The following is a 14,324-nucleotide window of genomic DNA, read 5'->3' as shown; positions in this document are numbered from 1 at the left end:
CAATAATACATAGATAACTCATCCTATTGTTTATGAAACGTATTTCGTTTGTGATACTGCTGTTGTTTTCAACAGTGGCTATCGCTCAGCAGAGTACTGGAACGACAGATGCCCCCGGGCGATGGTCGGCAGATAAGGCTAACGCCTGGTACAAAAAGCAACCCTTTCTGGTAGGGGCCAACTACGCACCCGCCAGCGCGATCAATCAATTGGAAATGTTTCAGGCCGAAACATTCGATCCACAAATGATTGATAAAGAATTAGCCATGGCCGAAAGTATCGGCATGAATACAATGCGCGTGTTTTTGCACGATCTGCTCTGGCAACAGGACGCCGAAGGATTTAAAAAACGGCTTAGCCAATTTCTGGACATCTGCAAAAAGCATAAAATTCGGCCGATGCTGGTGCTGTTCGATTCCTGCTGGGACCCGCTTCCCAAGTTAGGAAAGCAACACGAGCCAGTGCCGGGTATTCATAACTCGGGCTGGGTGCAGAGCCCCGGTGCCGATGCGCTGTCGGATGTTTCCCAGTACCCGCGTCTGGAGGCCTACGTGAAGGGAGTCGTCAGCGCGTTCAAAAACGATGATCGCATTTTGATGTGGGATATGTGGAACGAGCCGGACAACGCCAACGATAACAGCTACGGCCAGAACCACACGATCAAGACCGAACTGCCCAAGCAGCGCAAAATCGAGATCGTGACGAATCTGCTGCCTCAGGTATTCCAGTGGGTTCGGTCAGTCAGTCCAAGCCAACCGCTGACATCAGGCGTCTGGATCTTTACGGGCGATCATGACTGGGGAAATCCTGAAAAGTGGACGCCTATGGAAAGAGTGCAGTTTAACAACTCTGATGTGATCACATTCCACCAGTACGCTTCGGCCGATGAACTGGAAAAAATCATTCCGACGCTCCAGAAATACGGTCGGCCTGTTATCTGCACGGAGTACATGGCCCGGGGAGCCAACAGCAAGTTTCAGACGCACCTGCCCATTGCTAAGAAACACAAAGTTGGTATGATTAACTGGGGCTTCGTGGCCGGTAAAACACAGACGTTCCTGCCGTGGGATAGCTGGCAGAAACCGTATGTAAATGGTCGGGAGCCGGCTGTCTGGTTTCATGAAGTGTTCCGAACAGATGGTACGCCCATCGATCCTCAGGAAGTAGCGGCTATCAAAGCGGCAACAGGTGTAAAAGCGAATTGATACTACGTCAAAATAGCTTTTACAACCGGTAAACGAAATTCCTATGATCGCTGGGAAGCCAGCAAAAAAGGCTGCCATGAGATTGGCAGCCTTTTTTGTTATGTATTGGTCGAATCCGGCGATGCACTGGGGTCAGGCAAGGGCGGGGCGGGTATAAAGAGAGAGTCACCTATACTCTCCGACGATGTGTCTGTCGAGTCTGATTTTTCCTCTTCTTCTGAGGGGTCATAGCCGCAGTTCAGGTATTCTTTGGTGATAGGCACCGTCGGTTTCGGAAAAGGCCCCTGTAAGTTCTTAAACTTACTGTCGGCATACACCTTTTCAAGAAAACTACCGACCAGGGGTAGGGCCGTTTTGGCTCCTTCGCCTAAATCAGTGGATCGGAAGTGGATACTTCGGTCGTCGCCCCCAACCCAGGCCCCAACAACCAGCTTATCCGATACTCCGACGAACCAGCCATCCGAGTTGTTGGATGTCGTACCGGTTTTACCACCCATTTCATGGCGGTTCTTGAACAGGTTAAACGACCACAGGTTTTGCGATGTTCCACCGGATTCCTGTAAGCCTCCTTTGAGCATGTGAATCATCAGGAAAGCCGTTTCTGGGCTGATGGCCTGTCGACGCTCCGGCGTGAACGTTTCAATTTCTTTGCCGTCGCTGTCTTCAATACGCTGCACGATCAGCGGTTCGGTATACTGACCATTGTTGACAAACGTACAGTACGAAGCAACCAGTTCGTACAAGGATACATCCGATGAACCCAGACCAATGGATGGTACAGGAGCCAGCCGGCTTTTAATTCCCATCCGTTTGGCGTACTGAACCACTCGCTCCGGCGTTACGCGGTCCGTTAACTGGGCCGTGATGGAGTTGACGGAACGGGCCAGCGCCCGGCGAAGGGTCATGTTCGAATAAGTGTAGTAGCCGACCGAATTGCGCGGTTCCCAAACGTCCTCTTCGCCTTCGCTGTTGATAAATTCCTTGCGGAACGGCCGGTCCTGAATCCGGTCGCAGGGGCTGAGGTTGATGAGCGTATCGTCGATAGCGGCTGTGTAGACGAATGGCTTGAAGGTGGACCCAGGCTGGCGCTTACCCTGCTTAACGTGATCGTACTTGAAGAAATCGTAGTCCAGGCCGCCTACCCACGCCCGGATGTAGCCCGTGTGCGGGTCCATCGCCACCATGCCGGCTTGCAGAAAATGCTTATAGTACTCGATGGAGTCGAAAGGCGTCATCTGGGTGGAATCGTACCCAGTTTTGCTTTTCCAACTGAAGACCCGCATCTTATACTTCTTAACTTTCATGTAGTAATTGATGGAGTCGGGCTGGTTGGGAAACCGGCGAACCAGCGATTTGTACCGCTCCGTACGCTTTGCCACAGAGTCGATAAAGCCGGGAATTTCGCGCCCGTCTTCGTCCGTCCACGGTGGGCGGTTGCCCCAGTGGTTATCGAAGGTGCGCTGGAGCTGTTTCATCTTCTCCTGCGTAGCTGCTTCAGCATATTCCTGCATGCGGGAGTCGATGGTCGTGTAAATTTTGAGACCACCCGTATACAGATTGATTTCAGAACCGGGGTTTTCCTCGTTGTATTGTTCCGCCCATTTCTGAACAAAATCCTCAACGGCATTCTTAAGGTAACTGGCCGGACCCGATGCCGGATTTTCGGGGGTATAACGAACCAGCAGCGGTAGCTTACTAATCGAGTCGGCCTGCTGGCGGGTCAGATACCCGTATTTGGCCATCTGCGCCAGTACCACATTCCGACGTTCCTTCGAGCGTTTGGGATTTTTGACGGGGTTGTAAGCTGTTGTTGCCTTCTGCAAGCCAACCAGTACGGCTCCTTCCTGGATGTTCAGACTATCGGGCTGCTTACGGAAATACGTCCGTGCCGCCGTTTTCAAGCCGAAAGCGTTTTTGCCGAAATCAACAGTATTGAAGTAATACGTGATAATTTCTTCCTTCGTAAAGTTCCGCTCCAGCTTCAGGGCCATTAACCATTCCTTTGATTTGTAAATGATCGTCCTGATGAAAGGAACGCGCGTCAACAGCCCCGACTGGGCTTGACGACGGGTTTTAAAGAGGTTTTTGGCAAGCTGCTGCGTAATGGTACTGCCGCCACCAGTATTACTTCGACCCGTCAACACACCCACTACGGCCCGGCCGACCGAGCGCATATCCACACCCCCGTGGTCGTAAAAACGGACATCTTCCGTTGCGATCAGGGCATTAATGAGTTGCTTGGGAATATCCTCGTAATTGATCGGGGTTCGGTTCTCGGCGTAAAATTTCCCGATGGGTACGCCATCGAGCGAATAAATCTCGGACGACTGGTTCAGCTTGGGATTACGTAGTTCTTCCACGCTCGGCATCTCGCCGGTCAGGTACAGGAAGTTGTAATTCAGCGTGAAAACATAAAGACCTGTTAACAACGCCAGCCATAAAAGAACGTTGATGGAATTCTTGACGTAGGGGTAATACCACGCGTCAGGATCAATGTAACGGTGGATAAATGAACGTAGTTGACCGCGTGCCTGACGGTAAGACCTGACTACGGCATTCGTTCGCTCTTCGCCGGCAATCCGGACGGTTTGTTTGTATAATCGACGACCAACTCCGCGCCTGACATGGCCAAGATGAGCCTGGCGTTGCCTGATTCGTTGCCGAAACGCTCCATAGGCGTGTCGGACGGCGCGGAATCGTTCCCTAAACTCACTCATGCGTTTCTAATTCGGTAAAAACTGGATAAGGTTACGCAATAAATTGCGCTGTACATCGCGGCCTGCCTACCCTTCCCCACTTGATTAATCTTCCTGAATGGCCGCCAAATATAACGCATTTTCGGCCGATGTAATATAAAGAAGCCGGGCTAGGTGGCCCGGCTTCTCATTAACCCATTGATAAATAGAATAGTTCTTATATAGACTGAGTGTTTAGGTCACTCGTCCCTGAAAGCTCATTATTTGCTTTTTTCAAATGTCATAGCGACGCCGTTCATGCAATAACGCAGGCCGGTTGGCTTGGGACCATCGTCGAAAACGTGACCCAGGTGCCCCCCACACACATTGCAGAGAACTTCGGTGCGTACCATGCCATAGCTTTTGTCTACTTCTTCCCGGACTGCGTTTTTGGCAATTGGTGCGTAAAAGCTTGGCCAGCCGGTACCGGAGTTGAATTTTGTGTCGGTCTTGAAGAGAGGATTATGGCAGGCCGCGCAGTAAAATGTACCTTTCTCATGCACATCATTGAGTGGGCTCGTGAAAGCGCGTTCGGTACCGTGTTCACGTAGAACGGCGTACTGGTCCGGCGTCAGGATTTTTTTCCACTCGGCGTTGGATTTGATAACCCGACGACCTCCGGGCGGTTTTTCGTCGGCCGTGTGCTGTGGGGTGGGTGTTGGTTTGTTGAATCTGGTAAGGGCTATAAAACCACTTCCAATGAGCAATAAGGATACCAGAAAAACAGCAATGCTTTTCGACATAATCGCAGTGATTAACAAGTGATTGTTCTAAAACAACAAACGTAGTCTGGCCATAGTTCAACTTCCAACAGGAGTCATGGCCAGGAGCGTTGAGAGCGTTGGGGTAGGGCTACCACCGCGCTTCTCCACCGTAATAGCGAACGCATCAGCCTGACCAATCGGTCGGTTCAGGCGTTGTAAATAAGGGGCTGCGTTTCCGCCATCGAATACACCCGCGTCAATAGGCTTGCCATTCACCAGTGACCAGAGCTGGTATTGCTGGTCGGGCTGCAAGGAGGGAAGCGAACGTACCTCAACGGCTACCTGTTGGTTCTGTGGGTTCCAATAGAGCAGGATGTCCCCGTTGGGTGCTTTTTCGTTGCCTCGGAGTTCAAGCGTACGCGTGCCGGGCTGCCGCAGTAATGCCAGTACCTGTTCATCGCGCTGCTGGCGGTCGCGCAACTGCCGAAGTTCAGTCTGGAGGCTGCTATTAGTCGATTGTAATGAGCTTACGGTTTGTTGTTCATTGTTCAGCCGGGATACCAGAAAGAACGAGAAAGTTAACAGGAGTAACCCCACAGCAGCCGCGGCAATCCAGGTTACCTGAAACGTAGGGCGCGATGTAGGCTCGACCGGCATTGGCCGAACAATTGGCTCCGGCCGATCTTCCTGTTCTTCAAAGGTTAACTTTTGAAGCAGACTTGCTTTTAGCTGAGGGGGTGGTTCGATACTATGCAGCAGCGCATAGTTTTCCAGAGAAGCCGATAGTTGCTCGAGTTCCTGTTTGATTTCTGGGTAAATAGACGACAGGCAGTCGACCTCACGTCGTTCCTGGTCGCTTACTGCACCCATGACGTAAGATTCTAAAATACCGGACGCTATGTACTCCGTTACGTTCATGATTTAAATAGTTGCTTAAGCTCCTGCAATGCGGCCCGGATCCGGGTTTTTACCGTTCCAAGCGGCATGTTCAAAGCCTCCGCTGCTTCTTCGTGCGTATAACCATTAAAATAAACCAAGTCAATCAGCTCTCGACGTTCGGGACGCAGTTGACTTACCACTTCCTTCACGCCAATGTGTTCGGGATTAGGCTGTTCAGTGTTGTGCTGACGGTCAACAATATGTACGTTCTCCTCGTCGGTTCGGATTGCGCTGGCTGGTTGCGTTTTTCGGGAGCGGAGTGCATCAATAGCCGTATTTCTGGCTACGTTCAACATCCAGGTAAATAAACGGCCTTTTTGCGCATCGTAAGCGTCTAAATTTTTCCAAATTTTAATGAATATGTCCTGGAGCAGATCCTGGGCCTGTTCTTCGTCGCGCACGATGCGAAGAACCACGCCGTAGAGAGCCGGCGAGTATTGATCGTACAGCCAATGGAAAGCTCGTTGATCGCGCTGGTTAAGCTTCTCGATCAGAACGCTTTCAGAAACCATTGATGACTGTCGTTTCACACGGTAAGGATTAAGTGGCTCAAATATATCAAAAAAACAATACTACGAACGGTGCAAGGGTGTCAGTCATTCATAAAGACAGAAAAGCAGGGCAACCAGACCTGTATTTTTGTACAGATAGCCTGGTTGTCCTGCTTCGTATCTGTCGGCAGTAATTCGGGGTCTTACTTAAATGTGGCCGCAACTCCTTTGGGTAACAATACTTTATCAATTCCATGAACTATCCCGTTTGACTGGTACTGGTCGGCGGCATCAACGTATGCCACGCTGCCTTGTTCATCCGTAAGCATGACACGACCATTTGAACCGATCTGAGCCGTCAGCATACCTCCCGACATTGTTTTGAGTTGTGCCTTACCTTTGCCGGCGTTGATCTGACGAGCCAGTTCTTTGGCATCCATTGTCCCTTCGATCATATGGTAACTCAGCAGTTTCTTTAGCGAAGCCATGTTCTCACCTTCCAGGAGCGTATTCTGCATCTTGACCGGTAGTTTTTTGAATGCACTGTTAGACGGCGCAAACACCGTGAACGTACCCGAACCCATCAGGGTCTTGTCGAGATCGGTCGATTGCAGTGCGTTCTGCAAGGTCGAATAATCGGGGGCAGAGGCAACGTAATCGCCAACGCTTTCATTATTGGCCCGGCCGGGCGCTGCGTTCGGGTTACTGCCAGTTGAGCCACCCGCGACAGCCATGCCCGTACCCGTTGCTCCCGGGGTGGTCGTTAGCTGACGATTGGTGGTAACACCGGATGTGCTGCTGTTCGTACCAGACATCGATTCTTCGGGCGGGGTAGTGCTACCCGATGATGAACCGCTGGTTGCCGTACTGCCCGATGGAACACTTTGTGAACTGTTGCCTACTGAGCCGCGGCTGGTGCTGTTGTTCTGCCCATTACTGATCTGCTGACCAGGAACCACCGCCGGGTTGTTGGCAGTTGACGGTGTGCTACCTACGCCGGTCGGCGGATTCGTAGCGTTATTGGTGTTGTAATTCTGCGTATTGCTGCTGTTGACGCTGGTACCGCTGGCGCTTGAACTTTGGCGATAGCGGTCGTCCTGAGTGCCGGGCGCGTTACCGTATGTATTGTCCCGCGAGTTCTGGTTTCGGCGGTTGCGTCGGCGATCCGTATTGCGGTCGTTGTTGTTGCGGCCTTTCGGAAGCGAGTCTGTTACAACAGCGCCCTGTGGATACGTTGACGCTGAGTTATTAATTGTGCCGGACCCCGTGTTGGTCTGGGCGTTTGCGGTTACAGTCGATAGCACCGTCCCGAGTGCTAACAGGCTAATGGTTTGATTGATTTTCATAACGTTGACGTTGAGCGTTTATCGGTAGATAACACCCTGTTTTAACCGGAAAAAGACCAAAAAGTTTATGGCCGGGTGCGGCTTATTTATCCGTAGCCCGGTAGATTTGTCCACATTTCATCCAATCGTTAGTATATCGTATGCAGTCTATTCTTCCTCTGCCGACGCAGTCCGTTAAGCCCGGCACCAGTACAGGTCAGCAGTTCTGGCATTCCGCTACGACGGATCGTTCGGAGAAAATCATTGATTCATTTTCACCCGCCGATGGGCAGCTTATTGCCCGGGTGTACCCGTCGACACGTAGTGATTACGACCGGGTGATCGAAACGGCTCAGGCGGCTTTTCAGGAGTGGCGTCTCGTGCCAGCGCCCCGCCGGGGTGAGGTGGTCCGGCAGATGGGCGAGCAGTTCCGGCAATACAAACGCGAACTTGGTACGCTTGTCAGTTACGAAATGGGTAAATCGCTTCAGGAGGGGCTGGGTGAGGTACAGGAGATTATCGACATCTGCGATTTTGCCGTGGGCCTTTCCCGGCAGTTGTATGGATTGGCAATGCACTCCGAACGCCCGGCTCACCGCATGATGGAGCAGTGGCACCCGCTGGGGCTGGTAGGCATCATCTCGGCCTTTAATTTCCCGGTGGCGGTCTGGTCGTGGAACGCCATGATTGCCTGGGTTTGCGGAGATGTATGTATCTGGAAGCCGTCGGAAAAAACACCGCTGACGGCGCTGGCCTGTCAGCAGATTATCACGGAAGTGCTGCGCAACAACGACGTACCGGAGGGCGTTTCGTGCCTGATCACAGGTGGTCGTGAAGCGGGCGAATGGCTGGCCCGCGACCCACGGATTGCGCTGGTGTCGGCTACGGGATCAACGCGGATGGGAAAAGCCGTAGCGGAGGCCGTGGCCGGACGACTCGGGCGAAGCCTGCTCGAACTGGGTGGTAACAATGCTATCATTGTAACGGAACATGCGGACCTGGATCTGGCCATTCCGGCCATTGTGTTCGGGGCTGTTGGTACGGCAGGGCAGCGCTGCACTACTACGCGCCGACTGATTGTACAGGACACGGTATACGACGACGTAAAGAAACGGTTGGCCAACGCCTACGCACAGGTCCGGATCGGCAGCCCATTAGACGAGTCTTATCACGTTGGGCCGTTGATCGACCGGCAGGCCGTCCAGGGTTACCAGGCTGCCGTGCAGGAAATCCGGTCGGCGGGTGGGCGATTTGTTGTGGAGCCGGGCGTACTGGATGGACCCGGATTCGAATCAGGCTGCTACGTGCGGCCGTGCATTGCCGAAGCCGAGAACCACTGGCCGGTGGTCCAGCGCGAAACGTTTGCGCCCATTTTGTACCTGATTCGGTACACAACACTGGACGAAGCCATCGAACTACAGAACGGCGTCCCTCAGGGTTTATCGTCGGCAATTTTCACGCTGAACCTGCGTGAGGCTGAACGATTCCTGTCGGTAGTTGGCTCCGACTGCGGTATTGCCAACGTTAACATCGGTACGTCGGGAGCTGAGATAGGAGGGGCCTTCGGGGGCGAGAAAGAAACCGGCGGGGGTCGTGAGTCTGGCTCTGACGCCTGGAAAGCGTACATGCGTCGGCAGACCAATACGATCAATTACGGCACAACCCTGCCCCTGGCGCAGGGAATTACGTTCGAGTTATAAAGGTCGGATCGAACCGGCTGAAAGAAAACCGCCTGTGCTAACAAACACAGGCGGTTTTTATGGTTACGTCACAATTTTCGTCAGTTCTGCTTAGCTCAACGCTACCCAGATTTTTCCCGATGCTGATTCGCCGGGATTGAGAATCTGAAGCCCTTCGCCGGTATTAAACGCATCAACGTTGGCCGTCAGGGGTTCGATGGCGATACTGTCGCGACGGGGTGGGGTAAATACGACCAGATACGGGAACGATTTATCCTGACCGATTCGCAACGTAGTATCAAATCCTGGCGACCATAACGTTGTTTCCGCAAATTCCTGATCATCAAAGTTGACCAGAAACGGCGTATCAAACGTCCGTTCATTCAGCGAAATGTCATCTGCGTTCGCAAATGGCTCCTGTCCGACCGGCAGCAGGTTGTCATTCAACGTAATGGCTGTATTGGTGGGTAAGGTTAGGCGCAGGTGGTCGATCGGTTCTTCGCTGAGTGTAAAATACGGGTGCCAGCCAAAGGCAATCGGGCAGCGGGTAGTACCGGTATTGACGGCGCGGTAGGTAACGTGGAGTACCGACGACGCTGATCCTTCCGGCCGGTCGAGGCCATACAGAACCGCCAGTGAAAACGGAAAGGGGTAGCCGGGCTGGTCACCCGTATAATCGTAACGGACGGTCAGGCTGGCGTGCGTTGGCGTCTCCTCCTGGTGAACAACCTGAAATGGCTGGTTATACACAAAGCCATGCAGCGCGTTTTCGTGCCTGAATTCATTCATTCGCAGCGCATACGCTTCGCCATCGAACGAATAGATTCCATGATGTACTCGGCTCGGAAACGGAAACAGCAGGGCACTTGAGTAGCGCTCATCGGCCAGCAGTGCTTGTGGCGAGTCAGGAGATTTCACGATGGAAAATAAATTCTGGCCTTTTCGAAGCAGGAGCCGGTGAAGCATACCGCCCCTTTCCGGGAGAATAGAAAATCCTTCGTTGGTATCCGTATTCTGGATGAAATATTCCGTAATCGGGGTCGTGTCCTCGGCCAAAGGGCCAAAGGGTTGTGTGGTGATCGTAAACGGCATGTTCAGTTCGGCGAAACGGTTTTAACACGATGGTTCAGCGAGTATAAGTACAGAAACTACCGATTTGTTTGCTCACTCTACTGAACAGGCTTGGCCTGGCGCAGCCGGTCACATTTCGCCTTCGACGCCTAATCCAAACAAGGCGAAATCGTACCGAACCGGATCCGTAGGGTCAAGTGTACGAAGGGTTTCGGTTAGTGCAATAACGGCTTTCCAATCCGTTTGCGGACGGGTTAACAAACCGAGGCTACGGGCTACGCGGTTCACGTGTACGTCGATGGGAATGAGCAACTGGTTGGATCGGATACGTGTCCACAAGCCGAAATCTACCCCCCGGTCGTCCTGGCGTACCATCCAGCGCAAAAACATCAGCAGGCGTTTGCACGACGAATTGCGAGCGGGTGTGGCGATGTGTTTGCGGGTGCGTTCTGGAAAGTATGGATCGCAACAGAAGCGGTCGTGAAAAGCAATCAAACCTTCCTCTACCGGTTTGAAGGACTGATCGGTACTCGATACGCCGTTCGTCAGAAACGCATCTTCGAGCGAATCATGCTGCTGATAGTAGCTATGAAAAAAATGCAGGAAATAAAGCGCATCCGTTGCGTTGAACGTTCGGTGCTTGAACGCCAGAAAACGCTTCAGATCAGTTTCCTGGTGGTTCCGGACGAAGTCATAAGGAGCGCCGTCCATCAGATCGATCAGCTCATTTGCTTTTTTGAGAATGACCGGCCGCTGCCCCCACGCCAGCACGGCCGCCCAGAATCCCATGATTTCGATATCCTGCCGACGACTGAACCGGTGAGGAATGCTGATCGGGTCACGGTCAATAAACGAAGGCCGATTGTACTGATCGGCCTTTTGGTTCAATAATGCGACGACAGCAGGAGAGATGGACGGGCTGCTCACAGGTACAGGTAACTTATTTCGCCCGGCCTCCGCTCACCAGCCACGCCATAGCGCGGGAGATGCCCGAGAAGAAGGCCAGTATTCCTGAAAACAGGAAGGTAAAGACTGCGATAAACGGATACGCCAGCGTAAACATAACGTTGAACACTTTATAACCCGGCGTTGCTTTCATCTTCGCTTCGCGTTCGCGGTGCCGCCGGGCAATTCGCTCTTCTTTGGTTTCTTGACTCATACCGTTAGGGAACGAGGTAACTTACCTCAGCTCGAAAACGCCGGTCCTGGGGCGAAAGTTTCTCAAAAGCCCGGGCCGAAAGCTTGATCAGAATTTTATCATTGATACCCGTGTCGGGCAGTTTACCAATTACTTTTACCCAGATACTCTGGTTATTGAACTCATTTCTGACCTGCACAAGCGTTCCGGCCGGGGCCGTCCGGTGCAGGGCTAAATACTTGTTGGAATCGCTGGCTCCATCGATCAACTCAGCTACACCGTTCTCCGAAATACGTCGGCCCTGGGTCGGCATGGGTGCGTCATTACCGGGGCGGGGCAAGAGAATTTCAGCGTCGGCCGGGCGGGGCAGCGGTACGTTCCTGACCTCCTCGGGCGAAGGGCTCGGCGTTTCTTCCGTCCGTTTGGGGGCCGGGCGCTCGGTCCGGGCAACGGGGGTTTCAGTACGTTCGGGTTCGTTTCTGGGCTCAGGTCGTGAAACCTCCGGGCGCGTTACGGTTGTCTTGGCAGGAGTATCGGTGCGGGTGGCTGCGGCCGGATTCGAAGGGCTAGGCATCCGGGACTGGTGCGCTTTCTCGGAAACAATCAGGGCCTGGCCAATCAATACGTTGTCGTTGTTGAGGTCGTTCCAGCGCCGGATGTCGGCCTGCGAAACGCCGTAGCGGACCGCCAGGCTGTAAAGTGTCTGACCTGGCTCGACTACATGGATACCCGCCTTTGCCGGATCTTCGCCCTTACGGGTTGCTTTTGCCGGTTTAGACGGAGTCGGTTCAGTTTTGGCGCTGCGTTCCTTCTCCTTTTCATCCTTTTTAATAGCCTTGTCGATAGCCTTCTTCTCCTTGCGCGACATGGAGGCTTCTGACAGCGGTACACGAATTACCTGACCGTACCGAACGTTTCCGTTCAGGTTCGGATTGGCCGCCTTGATGGCATCTACTGTACTGCGGTACCGACGTGCGATGGAATAAAGTGTCTGGCCTTCGTTCACCCGATGCACGATGAAGCGTTTGCCGTCTTTTTTCTCGATGCCAACCGAATCCTGGGCGCTGGCCGGGATGCTGAATCGGACTCGACCCGGCTCAGCCACACCGCGCAACGCAGCAACGCTCAACAGCAGGGCAAGGATGATAAGGCAGGGGATTCGTTTCATGAAGTATGGCAACAGAGTGGCTTTTACGAGTGTACAGGCATTTGACGTAAAAATAACGTAAAATCCGGCGGCTTTACGTAGAAAACGGTCGGTTATCGGCTTTTCGTTTATTTTGCGCGCCATGGCATAATGGCTTTACTGCCGCCAACGGACCGTGCACTGCTGTTAAAAACTGTTAATTCTGAACCACCCGAACACAACCGGGCGTTTGAAGTTTAATCTCAGTGTGGTACGTATCTGATCTGTATGATCGGTTGAATGACCAATAATCTGTTCAAACTAGACAACTTATGCAAAACTATTCGATACTGTGGGCCGACGATGAGATTGACCTGCTAAAGCCGCATATCCTGTTTTTAAAAGGAAAAGGATACGACGTAACACCCGTGAACAGCGGAGCTGATGCGATCGAGAAGGTGGAGCAGGAAAAATACGACGTCGTTTTCCTGGATGAAATGATGCCCGGTATGACGGGGCTCGAAACGCTTTCGCAGATCAAGCAGATGCGTCCGAACCTGCCGGTGGTGATGATTACCAAAAGCGAAGAGGAGCATATTATGGAAGAGGCTATCGGCTCGAAAATTGCCGATTACCTCATCAAGCCCCTTAACCCTAATCAGATTCTGCTGTCGGTTAAGAAAATCCTGGACAACAAACGCCTGGTGACCGAACGTACGAACATTGGCTACCAGCAGGACTTCCGGAACATTTCCATGCAATACAATGATCGTATTGACTTTGAGGAGTGGGCCGAGATTTACAAGAAGCTGATCTACTGGGAACTGGAACTCGATGGGGCGCAGGACCGAAGCATGTCTGAGGTACTGAATATGCAGAAAAGCGAAGCCAACGCCAACTTCTGTAAGTTCGTGATGGACAACTATGAAGACTGGCTCAACGATTCAAAAGCCGACCACCCGCTTATGTCGCACCAGCTCATGCGCAAGAAGGTGTTTCCGCTGCTGGATCAGAACTCGCCCCTGTTTTTCATCCTGATCGATAACCTGCGCTACGACCAGTGGAAGGTAATCGAGCCGCTACTGACTGATTTCTTTACGGTTGAGGAGGAATCATCGTACTACTCCATTCTGCCGACTACGACTGGGTTTGCCCGGAACGCCATTTTCTCGGGGATGATGCCCAGCGAAATGGAAAAACGTCACCCGGACCTGTGGGTTAACGACGACAACGACGAAGAAGGTCTGAACAACCACGAGGATGAATTCCTACGTCGTCAACTGGATCAGAGCCGGCTGAATATCAAATTTTCGTACCACAAGATTTTGAACATCAACCAGGGCAAGTCGCTGGCTGATAACTTCAACAATCTGTTGCAAAACCAGCTTAACGTCATTGTCTACAACTTTGTCGATATGCTGTCGCACGCCCGGACCGACATGGCCATGATCAAGGAACTGGCTCCGGATGAGTCGGCATACCGGTCGATCACGCGGTCGTGGTTTCAGCACTCACCGTTGCTGGAACTGCTTCGTAAGATTGCCGACAAAAACGGCCGGCTGATCATCACGACGGACCACGGTATGATCCGTGTGCAGAAACCAGCCAAGATTGTTGGCTACCGCGAGACCAATACGAACCTGCGCTATAAACAGGGGAAAAACCTGGGTTTCGAGGAGAATCACTTGTTTGTGGGCCGTAAGCCGGAGCGGTTCTTCCTGCCGAAGCCACACGTTTCGACGGCTTACGTATTCACGCTGGAAGATTACTTCTTCGCGTATCCAAACAACTATAACTATTACGTGAACCACTACCGCAATACGTTCCAGCACGGGGGCGTATCGCTGGAGGAAATGATTATCCCGTTTGCGTACCTGCGGGCTAAGGCTTAAAAGAAGGGAGGAAAGGAGG

At 52.6% G+C, this 14,324-nt stretch carries 12 protein-coding genes; 3 read left to right on the top strand and 9 right to left on the bottom strand.

Annotated elements, in window-relative coordinates:
- Nucleotides 1-32 precede the first annotated feature (32 nt).
- Entirely contained in the window at nt 33-1,205 is a 1,173-nt protein-coding gene (locus BN8_RS21885) for a cellulase family glycosylhydrolase (protein ID WP_009284128.1), read from the top strand.
- A 98-nt stretch (nt 1,206-1,303) separates the two neighbouring features.
- Here the strand turns inward: BN8_RS21885 and BN8_RS21880 are convergent, their stop codons facing one another.
- The 5 genes from BN8_RS21880 to BN8_RS32585 all read right to left on the bottom strand — a co-directional run bounded on the left by BN8_RS21880 (nt 1,304) and on the right by BN8_RS32585 (nt 7,420).
- On the bottom strand, nt 1,304-3,922 hold the full coding sequence (locus BN8_RS21880; protein ID WP_009284127.1) for a penicillin-binding protein 1A: 2,619 nt from the start codon (nt 3,920-3,922) through the stop codon (nt 1,304-1,306).
- 239 nt (nt 3,923-4,161) lie between these two features.
- Complete coding sequence (msrB, locus tag BN8_RS21875; protein ID WP_009284126.1) at nt 4,162-4,683, bottom strand: peptide-methionine (R)-S-oxide reductase MsrB; 522 nt, start codon at nt 4,681-4,683, stop codon at nt 4,162-4,164.
- 57 nt (nt 4,684-4,740) lie between these two features.
- Complete coding sequence (locus BN8_RS21870) at nt 4,741-5,514, bottom strand: anti-sigma factor (protein WP_229368262.1); 774 nt, start codon at nt 5,512-5,514, stop codon at nt 4,741-4,743.
- Between the two features lie 44 nt (nt 5,515-5,558).
- Nucleotides 5,559-6,113: an RNA polymerase sigma factor gene (locus BN8_RS21865; RefSeq protein WP_040006432.1), complete on the bottom strand. Its 555-nt coding sequence runs from the start codon at nt 6,111-6,113 to the stop codon at nt 5,559-5,561.
- A 164-nt stretch (nt 6,114-6,277) separates the two neighbouring features.
- Nucleotides 6,278-7,420, bottom strand: a complete 1,143-nt coding sequence (locus BN8_RS32585) for a fasciclin domain-containing protein (RefSeq protein WP_009284123.1) — start codon at nt 7,418-7,420, stop codon at nt 6,278-6,280.
- Between the two features lie 140 nt (nt 7,421-7,560).
- On the opposite strand from BN8_RS32585, the gene amaB reads away from it, so the two are divergent.
- Nucleotides 7,561-9,099, top strand: a complete 1,539-nt coding sequence (gene amaB / locus BN8_RS21855; RefSeq protein ID WP_009284122.1) for an L-piperidine-6-carboxylate dehydrogenase — start codon at nt 7,561-7,563, stop codon at nt 9,097-9,099.
- Nucleotides 9,100-9,189: 90 nt separating this feature from the next.
- Here the strand turns inward: amaB and BN8_RS21850 are convergent, their stop codons facing one another.
- The 4 genes from BN8_RS21850 to BN8_RS21835 all read right to left on the bottom strand — a co-directional run bounded on the left by BN8_RS21850 (nt 9,190) and on the right by BN8_RS21835 (nt 12,455).
- The gene (locus tag BN8_RS21850) at nt 9,190-10,170 is read right to left on the bottom strand and encodes an aldose 1-epimerase (protein ID WP_040006431.1); all 981 of its coding nucleotides are present in this window, start codon (nt 10,168-10,170) and stop codon (nt 9,190-9,192) included.
- 108 nt (nt 10,171-10,278) lie between these two features.
- Nucleotides 10,279-11,037, bottom strand: coding sequence for a TIGR02757 family protein (locus tag BN8_RS21845; RefSeq protein ID WP_229368260.1), 759 nt, complete (start codon nt 11,035-11,037; stop codon nt 10,279-10,281).
- A 52-nt stretch (nt 11,038-11,089) separates the two neighbouring features.
- Nucleotides 11,090-11,308: a hypothetical protein gene (locus BN8_RS21840; protein WP_009284119.1), complete on the bottom strand. Its 219-nt coding sequence runs from the start codon at nt 11,306-11,308 to the stop codon at nt 11,090-11,092.
- Nucleotides 11,309-11,312: 4 nt separating this feature from the next.
- Nucleotides 11,313-12,455 carry a LysM peptidoglycan-binding domain-containing protein gene (locus BN8_RS21835; protein WP_040006713.1) on the bottom strand — a complete coding sequence of 381 codons (1,143 nt, stop codon included), beginning with the start codon at nt 12,453-12,455 and terminating at the stop codon, nt 11,313-11,315.
- Nucleotides 12,456-12,745: 290 nt separating this feature from the next.
- Here BN8_RS21835 and porX point away from each other — a divergent pair, with 290 nt between their 5' ends.
- On the top strand, nt 12,746-14,305 hold the full coding sequence (porX, locus tag BN8_RS21830; protein ID WP_009284117.1) for a T9SS response regulator signal transducer PorX: 1,560 nt from the start codon (nt 12,746-12,748) through the stop codon (nt 14,303-14,305).
- Nucleotides 14,306-14,324 lie beyond the last annotated feature (19 nt).

This window comes from Fibrisoma limi BUZ 3 (assembly GCF_000296815.2).
Classification (GTDB): domain Bacteria; phylum Bacteroidota; class Bacteroidia; order Cytophagales; family Spirosomataceae; genus Fibrisoma; species Fibrisoma limi.
This window is presented reverse-complemented; position numbering and strand designations above follow the sequence as displayed.

Bases quoted from the DNA above. Each gene is read 5' to 3' on its own strand.
- BN8_RS21885 (WP_009284128.1), top strand. From the start codon at position 33: ATGAAACGTATTTCGTTTGTGATACTGCTGTTGTTTTCAACAGTGGCT.
- BN8_RS21880 (WP_009284127.1), bottom strand. From the start codon at position 3,922: ATGAGTGAGTTTAGGGAACGATTCCGCGCCGTCCGACACGCCTATGGA.
- msrB (WP_009284126.1), bottom strand. From the start codon at position 4,683: ATGTCGAAAAGCATTGCTGTTTTTCTGGTATCCTTATTGCTCATTGGA.
- BN8_RS21870 (WP_229368262.1), bottom strand. From the start codon at position 5,514: ATGGGTGCAGTAAGCGACCAGGAACGACGTGAGGTCGACTGCCTGTCG.
- BN8_RS32585 (WP_009284123.1), bottom strand. From the start codon at position 7,420: ATGAAAATCAATCAAACCATTAGCCTGTTAGCACTCGGGACGGTGCTA.
- amaB (WP_009284122.1), top strand. From the start codon at position 7,561: ATGCAGTCTATTCTTCCTCTGCCGACGCAGTCCGTTAAGCCCGGCACC.
- BN8_RS21850 (WP_040006431.1), bottom strand. From the start codon at position 10,170: ATGCCGTTTACGATCACCACACAACCCTTTGGCCCTTTGGCCGAGGAC.
- BN8_RS21840 (WP_009284119.1), bottom strand. From the start codon at position 11,308: ATGAGTCAAGAAACCAAAGAAGAGCGAATTGCCCGGCGGCACCGCGAA.
- BN8_RS21835 (WP_040006713.1), bottom strand. From the start codon at position 12,455: ATGAAACGAATCCCCTGCCTTATCATCCTTGCCCTGCTGTTGAGCGTT.
- porX (WP_009284117.1), top strand. From the start codon at position 12,746: ATGCAAAACTATTCGATACTGTGGGCCGACGATGAGATTGACCTGCTA.